Source organism: Streptomyces sp. NPDC048507, assembly GCF_043199995.1.
In the GTDB taxonomy this organism is placed as follows: domain Bacteria; phylum Actinomycetota; class Actinomycetes; order Streptomycetales; family Streptomycetaceae; genus Streptomyces.
Genome location: NZ_JBICWZ010000017.1, coordinates 1 through 13,644, shown reverse-complemented (window position 1 = coordinate 13,644; position 13,644 = coordinate 1). Strand labels below are relative to the sequence as shown.

Sequence of the window (13,644 nt, the reverse complement as noted above, 5' to 3'; positions counted from 1 at the left end):
TGTAGCCTTCGCGGCTGTCAGCACTGGCGACCGCACCCCCGGAGGTGGCGATGGCGGCAACGCTCAAGGACGCTACGGCAATCGTCGGCATCGGCCAGACCCCCTTTGCCAAACAACTGCCCGCATCCGAAAAGGAATTGGCCTGCCGCGCCATCCTCGCGGCACTCACCGACGCCGGCATCGCGCCCGCCGAGGTCGACGCCTTCGCCTCCTACACCATGGAGGAGACCGACGAGGTCGAGGTCGCCAAGGCCATCGGCGCCGGCGACGTCACCTTCTTCTCCAAGGTCGGGTACGGCGGCGGCGGCTCCTGCGCCACCGTCGGGCACCTCGCCTCGGCCGTCGCCACCGGCCAGGCCACCGTCGGCGTCGCCTGGCGCTCCCGCAAGCGCGGCTCCGGCCCCCGCCCCTGGAAGAACACCGCCGTCCAGCTGCCCACCCCCGGCCAGTGGACCCGCCCCTTCGGGCTGCTGCGTCCCGCCGACGAGATCGGCATGCTGGCCCGCCGCTACATGCACGAGTACGGGGCCACCCGCGACCACCTCTTCAACGTCGCGATGGCCTGCCGCAACCGGGCCAACGAGAACCCGGCCGCCATGATGTACGAGCGCCCGCTCACCCGCGAGATGTACATGACCTCCCGCATGATCAGCGAGCCGCTCTGCCTCTTCGACAACTGCCTGGAGACGGACGGCGCCCTGGCCTGCGTGATCGTCTCCGCCGAACGGGCCCGCGACTGCCGCCAGAAGCCCGTCTACGTGCACTCCGTCGCCCAGGGCCTGCCCGCCCAGCACCACGGCATGGTCAACTACTGGAACGACGACCCCCTCTCCGGCCCCGCCTGGACCGCCGCCCGGCACCTGTGGAAGCAGGCCGACTTCGGCCCGCAGGACGTGGACGTCGCCCAGATCTACGACGCCTTCACCCCGCTGATCCCCCTCTCCCTGGAGGGCTACGGCTTCTGCGGGCGCGGCGAGGGCGCCGCCTTCACCGAGGGCGGGGCCCTGGAGATGGGCGGCCGGCTCCCGATCAACACCGGCGGCGGCGGGCTCAGCGAGGCCTACGTCCACGGCTTCAACCTGATCAACGAGGGCGTCAAGCAGCTGCGCGGCGTCTCCACCGCCCAGGTGCCGGACGCCGCGACCTGCCTGGTGACGGCGGGCGAGGGCGTCCCCACGTCCGCGATCCTGCTGCGCGCCTGACGCGCCCGATGCGCCCCACGGACCCGAGGAGCCGAAGATGACCACGCCGACGACCGCACCCGCCGAGGGGCTGCTCCTGCCCGTCCCCGACGACGACGGCGCCCCCTTCTGGGAGTACGCCGCCCGCGGCGAACTGCGGATCCAGGCCTGCGCCGACTGCGGCCGGCTGCGCTTCCCGCCCCGCCCCTGCTGCCCGCACTGCCAGTCCTTCGACAGCGAGTGGCGCCCGATGAGCGGGCGGGGCCGGATCTGGTCCTACGTCCGGCCGCACCCGCCGCTGCTGCCCGCGTACGCCGCGCAGGCCCCGTACAACGTGATCCTCGTGGAGCTCGTCGAGGATCCGCTGATCCGGCTCGCGGGCAACCTGGTCATCTCCGCCGACGCCCCGCTGGACTCGGTGGACCCGGCCCGGCTGCGGATCGGCGCCCGGGTCCAGGTGGTCTTCACCGAGACCGGCGGGATGAGCGTGCCGCGCTGGATCCTGGAGAAGGCGTGACGCTGCGGGTGGAACGGGACGGGGCCGCAGGGGTCGCGGTCCTCACCCTGGACCGGGAGCGCCGCCACAACGCGATCGACCTCGCGACGGCCGCCGAACTGGCTTCGGCATGGCGGGAGTTGCGCTTCGACGACAGCGTGCGCGCGGTGGTGCTGACGGGCGCGGGCCGGGCCGCGTTCTGCACCGGCATCGACCGGGGGGTGGAGGTGGCGCAGCCCGCGTCCCCGTACTCGGTGGACGATCCGCTCGTCGCGATCGGCCCCAAGGCCAACGATCTGTGGAAGCCGGTGATCGCCGCCGTCAACGGCATGGCGTGCGGCGGGGCGTTCTACCTCCTGGGGGAAGCCGAGTTCATCGTCGCGTCCTCGTCGGCGACGTTCTTCGACCCGCACACGACGTACGGCATGGTCAGCGCCTACGAAGCGGTCTACATGGCGCAGCGGATGCCCTTCGGGGAGGTCGCCCGGATGTCCCTGATGGGGACGGCGGAGCGGCTCTCGGCGCAGCGGGCGTACGAGACCGGCCTGGTCTCCGAGCTGGCCGGGCCCGGGGAACTGCTGGAGGCGGCCCTGCGGTCGGCGCGGACCCTGGCGGGCTTTCCGACGGAGGCGGTGCAGGGCACCGTACGGGCCCTGTGGTCGGCGAAGCAGGCGGCGCTCCAGCAGGCCCTGTCCCAGGCCCCGGCCCTGATCGCGCTGGGCAACCTGGCGCCCGGCCGACAGGCGGAGCTGTTCGGCGCCCGCCGCCCGGGCGCGGAGTTCCGCCTGCGCTGATCAGCGGCGGGGCCGGGTGGCCTTGGGGCCGGGCCGGGTGGCCTTGGGGTCCTTGGGGGCGGGCTTGAGGGTGGGCTTGGGGGTGGGCCCCGGGGTCCGGTCACCGGAGTCGGGCGAGGCGGTGCCCGGGGCCTCGCGCACGCCGTCGAGCCGGCAGTCCGCGACCTCACCGGCCCGGGCGGGCTCGGCCATCGCGACGGCGGCCGTACCGGTGGCGCGCGCGTCCAGGGTCACCGTCCCGGTGGCCGTCTCGATGAGGGCCCCGCCCGCCGCCCGCCGGGACAGGGAGACCAGGAAGGTCGCCTTCCGGTCGAGCAGGGAGGTCACCTCGACGGTGGCGGAGGGCCGGGAGGCGTCACCGCAGGAGGTCACGCGGGCGGTGGCCGCGCGCGGGGTGGCCGTCGGCGAGGCGGTGGCCGTACCGCCGCCCGTACCGCGGGTGGAGCTCCCGGCACCCCCGGAACCGCCGGAAGTCTTGGAACTGCCGGAACTCTTGGAACTCTTGGAACTGGAACACCCGTGGCCGCCGCCGTCGCCCTTGCCGCTGCTCCCACCGCCCGTCGAGAACCCGGTCAGCGCCAGCACGACGCCCACCAGCACCGCGCCGAACCTGACCCGGCTCCTCCCCCGTCCCGCGAACATGACGTGAACCCCTCCCCGTGGCCGATGGCGGGCACGCTACCAAGCCGGCCGCCACCGGGGCGGGGGCGTCTCACGGGCCCCGCCCGACGTATCCGCATACGCCACCCCACAAACGGACTCGCCCCCTCCACTCTCTCCGCCACCAGCGAAGACGCCCCACCGGCCCGCCCCCGGCCCGGCGAACCGTGGTTCCATCCCGACACCCGAACCCGGCGGCAGCCGCAACCCCCGCGTCCCTTCGGTGAGCACCGACCCATCACGAGGAGCACGGCACCAGTGCGCACCATCGCCACCGAAATCACCATCGACGCGACGCCCGAAGAAGTCTGGGCGACGCTGACCGACCTGCCCCGGTACTGCACGTGGAACCCGTTCATCCGGGAGGCCTCCGGCGACCCGGTGCCCGGCTCCCGGCTGCACCTGGTCATGTACCCGGAGTCGGGCAAGCCGACCGTCTTCCGGCCGACCGTCCTGGTGGTCACCCCCGCCGTCGAGTTCCGCTGGATCGGCCGCTTCCTGGTCCGCGGGCTCTTCGACGGCGAGCACTACTTCCGCCTCGCCGAGGGCCCGGGCCGCACCACCCGCCTGGAACACGGCGAACGCTTCCGCGGGCTGCTGGTCCCCTTCCTCGGCAAGCTCCTGGACGGCACGGCGCGCAACTTCACCGCGATGAACGAAGCCCTCCGCACCCGCGTCGAATCGGCCCGCGCCACCCCCTGAGCCCCGGGCCACACCGGCCGTCGCCACGGCCGGCCCCCACCACCCGGGGCCGGGTGTGGCGGCGGCCCCGGTCCCCTGGTGGGGGCGGGGCCGCACGGCCTTGCAGGGGTGGGTCAGGCGGCGTCGACGACGCCGGAGGCGGCGATCTCGACCTTGCCCTTGGGGGCGCCGGACTGGGAGCCCAGGGCCTCGATCTGGTCGACCAGGGCCTGGCCCTCGACGACCTCGCCGAAGACGACGTGCTTGCCGTCGAGCCACGGGGTGACGACGGTGGTGATGAAGAACTGCGAGCCGTTGGTGTTGCGGCCGGCGTTCGCCATCGACAGCAGGTACGGGCGGTCGTGCTTCAGGTTGAAGTTCTCGTCCGCGAACTTCTCGCCGTAGATGCTCTTGCCACCGGTGCCGTTGTGGTTGGTGAAGTCGCCACCCTGGAGCATGAACTGCGGGATGACGCGGTGGAAGCCGGAGCCGGCGTAGCCGAAGCCGTTCTGGCCGGTGGCCAGCTCGCGGAAGTTGCGCGCGGTCTGCGGGACGACATCGTCGAACAGGTTGAAGACGATGCGGCCGGCCGGAGCGCCGTTGATGTTGATGTCGAAGAAGACGTTGCTCATGGGCCCCATCCTGTCACTCCTGGTGCCGTGCGCTACCCGGAGGGGGGCCGGGTCGCCCCGCGCGCACCGCGCGGGGCGACCCGGCCCGAGGTCAGGAGGCCGTACGGGTGCCCGTCCCCTTCGCCGCGTCCAGGGCGTAGACGCAGCGGTCCTTGCTGCACGCGTAGACCACCCCCGCCTCCGCCACCGGCGCTCCGGTGATCTCCCCGCCCGTGGCCAGTTTCCAGCGCAGCTGGCCGCCCGCCGCGTCCAGGGTGTACAGGCAGTGGTCGGCGGAGCCGAAGTGGACCCGGCCGTCCGCGACCGCCGGGGAGCCGGTGATCTCGCCGCCCGCCGCGAACCGCCACTTCGGGGTGCCGGTGACCGCATCCAGGGTGTACAGCGCGCTGCCCGCGCCCAGGTGGACGTTGCCGCCCGCCACCAGCACCGCGTCCGACGCCGGGCGCGGCTCGGTGGCGATGCGCCAGCGGTCCTTGCCGGTGGCGGCGTCCAGGGCGTAGACCGTCCCCAGGTAGTCGGCGAGGTAGACCCCGCCGCCGGTCACCGCCGGGCCGGGGGCGAACGCCGGGGGCGCCAGGAAGACCGCCGGGGCCTCGAAGTGCCAGCGGACCCGCCCGGAGGCCCGGTCCACCGACAGGACACGGGTCCCGGCGCTGATGTAGACGTTGCCGTCGGGGGCGGGCGTGACGCGGACCGGGACGTTGCCGCAGGAGGCCGCGTCGCCGACCGGGTAGGACCAGGCCTCCTGGCCGGAGCGGGCGTCGAGCGCGCGCAGCCGGGCGTCCTGCCACACGTACACGGTGCCGTCGTGCAGGACGGGGGCCGCCTCCGGCGTCTCGAAGTCCGACTGGGCCCCGGACAGCTCCCACAGCTTCTGGCCGTTCGACGCCTCCCAGCCCTGTACGCCGCCACCGCGCGTGGCGGTGATGACCGTGCCCCGCCCCGCGCGCAGGGCGTACACCCAGGCGTCGGTGGACAGCCGCCACCGCTCCGCGCCGTCGGTGGCGTCCAGCGCGTAGAGGGAGGGGCCGTCGGAGGCGTGGATGCGGCCGTCGGCGACGGCCATGGACCAGGCGACGTCCCGCGTCTTGAACTGGCGGCGGCCGCTGCCGACGTCCAGGGCGTGCACCTCGAAGGAGGTGACGTACAGCAGGTCGCCCGCGACGGTCGGAGTGCCCCAGACCTCGTTGGACATGCGGAAGCGCCACGGCCGCCAGCGCCCGCTGTCCGGAGCCGGACCGGGCGCCGGTACGGAGGACGAGGAGACCGGCGCCGGAGCCGCCGCCACGCTGCCCAGGGGCGGCCGCACCCAGCCCGTCGCCGCCGCGTCGGCGACGGCGTGCCCGGCCGCGGCCGGAGCCGCGGCGCGCGGCCCCGGCCCGATCGGCACCGGCGAGGACCCGATCCGCACGGGCGCGCCCGGGGCGGCGGACAGCGCCGCCACCGCGGCCACCGGCGGGCGGTCCGGGCGCGGCGGAGCGGCCTGCCCGGTGCGCGGGTCGGCCCACGGGTCGGCGGCGCCGCGCGGACGGCGGTGCGTGGCGGGCCCGGCAGCGGGCCCCGCCGGCCCGGAGACCGGACCCGAGCGGGGGCCGGCGTGCGGCCGGGGCGCGACGACGGGCGCGACGGCGGCCGTACGGTGACCCGCCCGGCGGGCCTCGATCATCGCGACGGCCCGCTCCGGCAGCCACGCGGAGGCCGTACCGCTCTCGTCCCCGCCCTCGAAGAGGTGCGGCGCCAGCTGCGCCTGCAGGTCGGCGGGGGTCGGCCGCTGGGTGGCGTCCATCTGCATGCAGGAGTCGATGAGCGGCCGCAGCTCCTCGGGCAGCCCCTCCAGGTTGGGACCCTCGCGCAGCAGCATGAACACCGTCTCCACCGGGTTGGCCCCGTGGTACGGCGGATGCCCGGTCGCGGCGAAGACCAGCGTCGAGCCGAGCGAGAAGACGTCACTGGCGCCCTTGACGCTGCGCGAGTCCTTCGCCTGCTCGGGCGACATGTACGCGGGCGTGCCGACGGCGACGTTCGTCATGGTCAGACGGGTGTTGGAGACCCCGCTCGCGATGCCGAAGTCGATCACGCGCGGGCCGTCCTCGACGACGAGCACGTTGGACGGCTTCAGGTCGCGGTGGACCAGGCCGGCGCCGTGGATCGACTGCAGCGCCTCGGCGATGCCCGCCGCGAGCCAGCGCACCGCCTGGGCGGGCATCGGCCCGCACTCGTTGATGATCTCCTCCAGCGAGGGCGCCGGAACGTACGCGGTCGCCAGCCACGGCACGGCGGCGCGCGGATCGGCGTCCACGACGGCGGCCGTGTAGAACCCGGAGACGGCACGCGCCGCCTCCACCTCCCGGGTGAAGCGCACCCGGAACAGCTGGTCCTCGGCGAGCTCGGTGCGCACCGTCTTGATCGCGACCCGTCGCCCCGATGCCGACCGTGCGAGATAGACCAGCCCCATGCCGCCGGCGCCGAGCCGTCCCAGCACCTCGAAGGGGCCGATCCGTCTCGGGTCGTGCTGCGTCAGCTGCTCCACCACTCGCCTCCACACCTCCCCGTACGGGCCCCTGCCGGACCCGCTGCTCCTACCGGCACTCCGCCGTGCGCGCCACCGGCACGCAGCCGGCGCGCACGGCGGCACGGCGGCCGGACCCTGCGGCGTCCGTCCCCCGTTCCGTGCAGCGTGCACCGCGGGCGGGCCCGCGGTCGCGCACGTCGATTCTGTCAGGCCCGCGCCTGGTCCGGCCCCGGCTCCCGTGCCCGTTTCACGTACCGGTCTTCACACGGGGCTCCGAAAGCAGTCCGAAGACGGCTCCCTGGTTGTCCGCGACGACCGCGATCCGCCCGTACGGCGTGTCGAACGGGTCGGCGGTGACGCGCCCGCCGAGGCGCTGGACGGTGGCCACGCTCTGGTCGCAGTCGGGGACGGCGAAGTAGGCGAGGAAGTGGGCCGGCATGATCTCCGGGAACGCGTCGGTGATCAGGGTGCGGCCGAGGACGGCGGTGTCGGAGCCGGGGGCCGTGCCGGGCGGGGACCAGACGCGGTAGGCGATGCCGGTCTCGGGGTCGTCCTGGTCTTCGGGGACGTAGCCGAAGACCTTGGCGTAGAAGGCGTCGACGGCTTCCCGGGCCCGGGTGTAGACCTCGGACCAGCAGTACGTGTACGGCTCCTGCTGGGCGTCGAAGCCGTGGTGGGTGCCGGGCTGCCAGAGCCCGAAGACGGCCCCGCCGGGGTCGGCGGCCATCGCGGCGGTGCCGTAGGGGCCGACGGGCTGCGGGTCCATGACCATCTGGCCGCCGGCCGCGCGGATGCGCTGGGCGCAGGCGTAGGCGTCGTTGGTGTACAGGTACACGCCCCACACGGTGGGCATCCGGCCGTCGGGCTTGGGGGCGAGGGCGGCGATGTTGCGGCCGCGGCTGTACGCCTGGGTGTAGTGGCCGTACTCGGGGCCCGCGCTGTCGGGGAAGGTCCACCCGAAGAGCTCTCCGTAGAAGCGCTTGCCGGCCTCGACGTCGGGCAGCGAGGCGTCGACCCAGCAGGGCGAGCCCTCCACGAATCCGGCCATGGGACGGGTTCCCTTCCGTTCGGGTTCGTGCTGTTTTCGTGCGTTTCAGACATGATCCGCCCGAAAACTTGTCCACAGCCTGTTGATAAGACTATTCGGGGGATACGCCACGATACGGGTGGGCCCGGACGGGACGGGCGGGCGGGTCCGCGGACGGGAGCGCGGGCGCGGGCCCCGGCGCGGATCGCGGCGCGCCGTCGGTGCGGGCCCGTTGCCCCGCGGCCGGAATTCGCCGTCCGCCGCGCACCGCACGCCCCGTCCCCCCAGGTCGGCGGGTGCGTAACCCCATTTGCAGGCGGCCGAATAGCGCGCCCATCCCCCCTCGGTAAGCTGACGGCATGACAGGACAAGTACGCACCGTCGACGGGCGTGTCGCCGGCCGGCGCGGTCAGGCGACGCGGCAGAAGCTGCTCGACTGCCTCAGCGAGATGCTCAGCTCCTCGCCGTACCGCGACGTCAAAGTGATCGATGTCGCCCGCAAGGCCGGTACCTCCCCCGCGACCTTCTACCAGTACTTCCCGGACGTCGAAGGCGCCGTCCTGGAGATCGCCGAGCACATGGCCACGGAGGGCGCCCAGTTGACGTCGCTCGTCGAGGGCCGCAACTGGGTCGGCAAGGCCGGCTGGGCCGCCGCCGAGGAACTCGTCGAGGGATTCCTTGAGTTCTGGCGGCGCAACGACGCCATCCTGCGGGTGGTCGACCTGGGCGCGGCCGAGGGCGACAAGCGGTTCTACAAGATCCGCATGAAGATCCTGAACTCCGTCACCAACTCCCTGACGGAGTCGATGAAGGAGCTCCAGGCCAAGGGCAAGGTCGACAAGGACCTCAGCCCGGCGGCGATGGCCGGTTCCCTGGTCGCGATGCTCGCCGCGGTGGCCTCGCACCAGAAGGGCTTCCAGACCTGGGGCGTCAAGCAGGCCGAACTCCGCCCGAACCTGGCCCTGCTCGTGCACCTGGGCATCACCGGGAAGAAGCCGACCAAGTGACGGTGGACCCTCACCGGGGGTGAGGGTCCGCCGGCCTTGCCCCGGCCCCGGGCGTCACCCGCCTGCGATCAGCGTCGCTCCAGGCGGAACAGCCTGATCTCGCGCTCGATGCGCGCCTGGTACGCCGCGTACGGCGGCCAGAACCCCAGCACCGCCCGCCACGCCGCCGCGCGCTCCTCCCCGGCCAGCAGCCGGGCCCGTACGGCGATGTCCCGTCCCTGCCAGTTCACGTCCGCGTCCGGGTTCTTCAGCAGGTTCCCGGTCCAGGCCGGGTGGCCGGGGCGGCCGAAGTTCGAGCCGATGAGCAGCCAGCTCTCGCCTCCGTCCTCCGGCATGCAGGCGAGCGGGGTGGTCCGCGGCTCGCCCGTCTTCGCACCCTTGGCCGTGAGGATCACCCCGGGCAGCATCCGCGCGCTGAGCAGGACCTTCCCCCTGCTCAGGCGGTGCACCGCCTTGTCCATGGCGGGAATGAAGTGCGGGGCGATCCTGGCGAACAGCATGGTCGAGGAGACCTTCTGCATCAGCTTCACGCCGAGGTGCACAGCCATCAGACGGCCACCTTCTCGTTGCCGGAGGTCGGGGTGAACAGCCCGGACCGCTGCGCGGCGTGCGCGCGGAGCCGGTGGACGGGGCCGAAGAGCAGCTCGTCGGCGGCCGCCCGCTTGAAGTACAGGTGGGCCTCGTGCTCCCAGGTGAAGCCGATGCCGCCGTGCAGCTGGACGGCCTCCCCCGCGGTGATCCGCAGGGCCTCCAGGGCCTGGGCCAGGGCGAGGGGGCCCTGGCCGGGGTCCCAGGCGGCGTAATAGGCGGCCGAGCGGGCCGCCTGGACGTGTACGTAGAGGTCGGCGAGGCGGTGCTTGACCGCCTGGAAGGAGCCGATGGCCCGGCCGAACTGCTCCCGCTCGCGCACGTACTCCACGGTGCGGGCCAGCGCGCGGTCGGCCGCGCCGACCGCCTCGGCGGCGAGGACGGCGGCGGCGGTCCGGCCGGTGGCGGCGAGGGCGGGCAGCGGATCGGGCCAGGAGGCCCCGGCGGAACCTGCGGACCCGGCGGATCCGGCGGACCCGGCGGACCCGGCGGAACCTTCCTGGGTGCCGAGCAACTCCGCCGGGACGTCGCGCAGTTGTACGCGGCCCTGCGGGCGGGTCTCATCGAGGGTGGGCTGCCGGGTCCGGACGAGGCCCGGTGCGTCGCCCCGTACGAGGAACAGCAGCGTGCGGCTGCGGGCGAAGCCGCCGGTGTGGGCGGCGACGAGGAGCAGACCGGCGGCGTGGCCGTCGAGCACCTGGGCCACCTCCCCGTAGAGCCGCCAGCCGGGGCCGGGGGCCGGGGCTCCGGCGGCGTCCGCCGGGGCCGCGGCGCGGGCCTGCACCCCGCCCGCCCGGCCCCCGCCGGCCCAGTCGCCGGGGGCGTTCTCGCCGGTCAGCCCGAGGGCGGTCGCCAGGGCGGGCCCGGGCACGGCGAGCGCCGCCGTCAGCTCCCCGGCCGCCAGCGGGGGCAGCAGGTCCGCCCGCTGGCCGGGGGTTCCGAGGGCGGCGATCAGCGGGGCGGCGAGCACGGCGGTGGCCAGCAGGGGCGAGGGCAGCAGGACGCGCCCGGTCTCCTCGCAGGCCAGCGCCAGGTCGGCGGGGGCGCAGCCGACGCCGCCGTACTCCTCGGCGATGGCGATGCCGGGCAGCCCGAGCTGCCCGGCGAGGCGGCGCCACAGTTCGAGGTCGTGTCCGGTGGCGGTGCGGGCGGCGGCCTTGACCTCGTCCGGACCGCAGCGTTTGCCCAGGATCTCGCGCAGGGTGCGGCGCATCTCGTCCTGCTCCGCGGTGAAGGCGGCATCCATCGTCGGGCTCCTCCCCGTATCTGACGGGCCGTCATGTTAGGGCGGGCGGGACGAGAAGCACAGGGGGCGGACGGTGCGGCGTCGGCCGGGAGGCGGGGCCGGGCAGGAGGCGGGGCCGGGCGGGAGGCGGGGCCGGGCGGGAGACGGGGTCAGGCGGCGGGTGCAGGAGCGGCCGGTCGCCGTCTAGCACCTGACGGTGCGTCAGTTGTACCGTCCCCTCATGCCTGGACCCACTTCCGGACCCGCCCGCGGCCCCCTGTCCCGCGCACCCGAGTCCCGCCCGCGCCGCCGCGTCGCGGTGGTCGGCGTCGCCCTCTCCGACTGCGGCCGCGTCGACGGCCCGACCCCCTACGCCCTGCACGCCCAGGCCGCCCGCCGGGCCCTGGCCGACTCCGGCCTGGAGCGCTCCGTCATCGACGGCTTCGCCTCGGCGGGACTCGGCACCCTCGCCCCGGTGGAGGTCGCCGAGTACCTGGGACTGCGGCCCACCTGGGTTGACTCCACCTCGGTCGGCGGCTCGACGTGGGAGGTCATGGCCGCCCACGCGGCCGACGCCATCGCGGCGGGCCACGCCAACGCCGTCCTGCTCGTCTACGGATCGACCGCCCGGGCCGACATCAAGGCACGCCGCCGCACCTCGAACCTCTCCTTCGGAGCGCGCGGACCGCTCCAGTTCGAGGTCCCGTACGGCCACACGCTGATCTCCAAGTACGCGATGGCCGCGCGCCGCCACATGCACGAGTACGGCACGACCCTGGAACAGCTCGCCTCCGTGGCCGTCCAGGCCCGGGCCAACGCGGCCACGAACCCCGACGCGATGTTCCGCACCCCGCTGACCGTGGACGAGGTCCTGGGCTCCGAGATGATCGCCGACCCGTTCACGAAGCTGCACTGCTGCATCCGCTCGGACGGCGGCTGCGCGGTGCTGCTGGCGGCGGAGGACTACGTACCGGACACGGCGAAGGCACCGGTGTGGGTGCTGGGCTCGGGAACGTCCGTCTCGCACACCACGATGTCGGAGTGGGAGGACTTCACCGTCTCCCCGGCGGCGGTATCGGGCCGCCTGGCCTTCGAACGGGCAGGCCTGACCCCGGCGGACGTCGACTTCGCCGAGATCTACGACGCCTTCACCTACATGACCCTGGTGACCCTGGAGGACCTCGGGTTCTGCGCCAAGGGCGAGGGCGGGGCCTTCGTGGAGAAGGGCCGCCTGCTGCGGGAGGGCGAACTCCCCGTCAACACGGACGGCGGCGGCCTGTCGGCCTGCCACCCCGGGATGCGGGGACTGTTCCTGCTGGTGGAGGCCGTACGCCAACTCCGCGGCGAAGCCGGCCCGGGCCAGGTCCTCAAGCCGGGCGGCCACCCTCCCCGGGTGGCCCTGGCCTCGGGCACGGGAGGCTGGTTCTGCTCCTCGGGAACGGTCCTGCTGGGGCGGGAGTAGGGACGGAGTCCCCGTGCCCCGTGTCAGGGAGGGTTTGGTGGTCTCCCGTCCGTCTCATCGTCCTTCCGCGTCGGGACGGTCCCTCAAGGGCGCTCCTTCGTCGCGTCGCTTCGCGATGGCCTTCGGCCACCCTTGACCGACCGTCCCGCCACGGAAAAACGAAGACTGCCGGGAAACCCCCAAAAGAACGTTCACGGGCAGGACAAGGGGAGGAGCGACCCCGTCAGGGACCCTCGACCCCTCCCCGCCCGGCCCAACCGGGCATCCGGGCCGTGCGCGCGGCGATCCCCGCCCGGGCGGCCAGACCACCCCAAACAGCGACCAGGACAGCCAACCGGCAGGTCGGGCGCGTCAGATCGCTACGCGCTTCGCCCGGCTTGGCGACTGCGGCCCGTCTGGGGCCGTACATAAGCCGCCCAAGGCCGCCAGTCGCCGGTGTGGTCAGGCGTCTGCGGCCTGGTGGAGCACTTGACGTGGTGCTTGGTGGAGTGAGAGGGCGACGGGCGTGGCTTTTCCTGCTGTCCGGGGACGATCGCCGTCCACCGGGGGCCGGTCAGCCGTCAAGCCGGACCATTGCGACGTCTCGCTGCGCGCGGCTCGCGAGGGGTGGCGAGCCGCGCGCAGCAGACAGGGAACGGCGGACCGTGTCAGGTCCGTCAGGCGCGCGGGTTACGGCGGCCCACGCCCCACTCGCCGAGCGGCGTCACGAGGTTGGAGTCGGACAGCTGGGTGCCGAAGGCCACGGTTGCCTGCGGGGCGGGGGTGGAACCGGACCGTCCGCCGTCCGCCGCGGACGCCTGGCTGGTGGCCACGGCCGCGAGGATGACGCCACCGGCCACGGCCATGGCACCGGCAACCAAAATGCTCTTCTGCTTCATGCTGGCTCTTGCCTTTCGTTCTGCTCGACATGTCCCGCCGCGCCTTCCCGGACCACCGAGGGGCCAGGAAGGGGAGGCGCTGTGCATCGGCGGCGGGGTAGTCCGCCGTTGCGGGGGCAGCGCCCTGCGGCAGGCCCAGTCGACCACTGTGGAGGGGCACGGCCCCAGGCAATTCCACCCGCAGAAATAAGGTCGTCGCTGTTTTGCCGGGCATCCGACCAACCGTGCCAGTCCACCCGATGCCACGCCCGTCGCCCTCTCGCTCCACCAAGCCGCAGACGCGTGACCACGCAGGCAACTGATGGCCGTGGGCGGCTTATGTACGGCCACAGACGGGCCGCAGTCGCTAAGCCGGGCGAAGCGCGTAGCGATCTGACGCGTCTGAGGTGCCGGTTGGCTGTCCTGGTCGCTGTTTCGGGTGGTCTGGGCCCCCCCCCCCCCCCCCCCCCCCGCCCGCCGCCCGGCCGCCGCCGCGCACGAGCACGCGGAGGAGGGACGGGA

13 protein-coding genes are annotated in these 13,644 nt (G+C 73.9%); 6 read left to right on the top strand and 7 right to left on the bottom strand.

The window, feature by feature from the left end; translation table 11 throughout:
- Nucleotides 1-50 precede the first annotated feature (50 nt).
- From ACGFXC_RS31450 to ACGFXC_RS31440, 3 genes are read left to right on the top strand one after another with little or no spacing between them, the layout of a single operon-like run.
- Entirely contained in the window at nucleotides 51-1,202 is a 1,152-nt protein-coding gene (locus ACGFXC_RS31450) for a lipid-transfer protein (RefSeq protein ID WP_393718281.1), read from the top strand.
- A gap of 37 nt (nucleotides 1,203-1,239) precedes the next feature.
- Nucleotides 1,240-1,698, top strand: coding sequence for a Zn-ribbon domain-containing OB-fold protein (locus ACGFXC_RS31445; RefSeq protein ID WP_393718280.1), 459 nt, complete (start codon nucleotides 1,240-1,242; stop codon nucleotides 1,696-1,698).
- Nucleotides 1,695-2,471 carry an enoyl-CoA hydratase/isomerase family protein gene (locus tag ACGFXC_RS31440; RefSeq protein ID WP_393718279.1) on the top strand — a complete coding sequence of 259 codons (777 nt, stop codon included), beginning with the start codon at nucleotides 1,695-1,697 and terminating at the stop codon, nucleotides 2,469-2,471. Before ACGFXC_RS31445 ends, ACGFXC_RS31440 begins: the two co-directional genes overlap by 4 nt.
- Here the strand turns inward: ACGFXC_RS31440 and ACGFXC_RS31435 are convergent, their stop codons facing one another.
- Nucleotides 2,472-3,113 (bottom strand): hypothetical protein, encoded by a 642-nt coding sequence (locus tag ACGFXC_RS31435; protein ID WP_393718278.1) that lies wholly within the window; start codon nucleotides 3,111-3,113, stop codon nucleotides 2,472-2,474.
- A gap of 276 nt (nucleotides 3,114-3,389) precedes the next feature.
- Between ACGFXC_RS31435 and ACGFXC_RS31430 the strand changes: the two genes are divergently transcribed.
- Entirely contained in the window at nucleotides 3,390-3,833 is a 444-nt protein-coding gene (locus ACGFXC_RS31430; protein WP_393718277.1) for an SRPBCC family protein, read from the top strand.
- Between the two features lie 113 nt (nucleotides 3,834-3,946).
- Here ACGFXC_RS31430 and ACGFXC_RS31425 read toward each other — a convergent pair whose 3' ends face one another.
- From ACGFXC_RS31425 to ACGFXC_RS31415, 3 genes are all read right to left on the bottom strand, one after another.
- On the bottom strand, nucleotides 3,947-4,444 hold the full coding sequence (locus tag ACGFXC_RS31425; protein ID WP_371677265.1) for a peptidylprolyl isomerase: 498 nt from the start codon (nucleotides 4,442-4,444) through the stop codon (nucleotides 3,947-3,949).
- A gap of 91 nt (nucleotides 4,445-4,535) precedes the next feature.
- On the bottom strand, nucleotides 4,536-6,977 hold the full coding sequence (locus tag ACGFXC_RS31420; RefSeq protein WP_393718276.1) for a PQQ-binding-like beta-propeller repeat protein: 2,442 nt from the start codon (nucleotides 6,975-6,977) through the stop codon (nucleotides 4,536-4,538).
- Nucleotides 6,978-7,203: 226 nt separating this feature from the next.
- Nucleotides 7,204-8,004 (bottom strand): VOC family protein, encoded by an 801-nt coding sequence (locus tag ACGFXC_RS31415; protein WP_393718275.1) that lies wholly within the window; start codon nucleotides 8,002-8,004, stop codon nucleotides 7,204-7,206.
- Between the two features lie 338 nt (nucleotides 8,005-8,342).
- Here ACGFXC_RS31415 and ACGFXC_RS31410 point away from each other — a divergent pair, with 338 nt between their 5' ends.
- Complete coding sequence (locus ACGFXC_RS31410; RefSeq protein ID WP_393718274.1) at nucleotides 8,343-8,990, top strand: TetR family transcriptional regulator; 648 nt, start codon at nucleotides 8,343-8,345, stop codon at nucleotides 8,988-8,990.
- 68 nt (nucleotides 8,991-9,058) lie between these two features.
- Here ACGFXC_RS31410 and ACGFXC_RS31405 read toward each other — a convergent pair whose 3' ends face one another.
- Both ACGFXC_RS31405 and ACGFXC_RS31400 read right to left on the bottom strand, forming a co-directional pair.
- Complete coding sequence (locus ACGFXC_RS31405; RefSeq protein ID WP_393718273.1) at nucleotides 9,059-9,538, bottom strand: nitroreductase family deazaflavin-dependent oxidoreductase; 480 nt, start codon at nucleotides 9,536-9,538, stop codon at nucleotides 9,059-9,061.
- Nucleotides 9,538-10,824: an acyl-CoA dehydrogenase family protein gene (locus tag ACGFXC_RS31400; RefSeq protein ID WP_393718272.1), complete on the bottom strand. Its 1,287-nt coding sequence runs from the start codon at nucleotides 10,822-10,824 to the stop codon at nucleotides 9,538-9,540. Before ACGFXC_RS31400 ends, ACGFXC_RS31405 begins: the two co-directional genes overlap by 1 nt.
- Before the next feature lie 220 nt (nucleotides 10,825-11,044).
- On the opposite strand from ACGFXC_RS31400, the gene ACGFXC_RS31395 reads away from it, so the two are divergent.
- Complete coding sequence (locus ACGFXC_RS31395) at nucleotides 11,045-12,265, top strand: acetyl-CoA acetyltransferase (protein WP_393718271.1); 1,221 nt, start codon at nucleotides 11,045-11,047, stop codon at nucleotides 12,263-12,265.
- A 656-nt stretch (nucleotides 12,266-12,921) separates the two neighbouring features.
- On the opposite strand, the gene ACGFXC_RS31390 is transcribed toward ACGFXC_RS31395, so the two are convergent.
- Complete coding sequence (locus tag ACGFXC_RS31390; RefSeq protein WP_393718270.1) at nucleotides 12,922-13,143, bottom strand: hypothetical protein; 222 nt, start codon at nucleotides 13,141-13,143, stop codon at nucleotides 12,922-12,924.
- Between the last annotated feature and the right edge of the window lie 501 nt (nucleotides 13,144-13,644).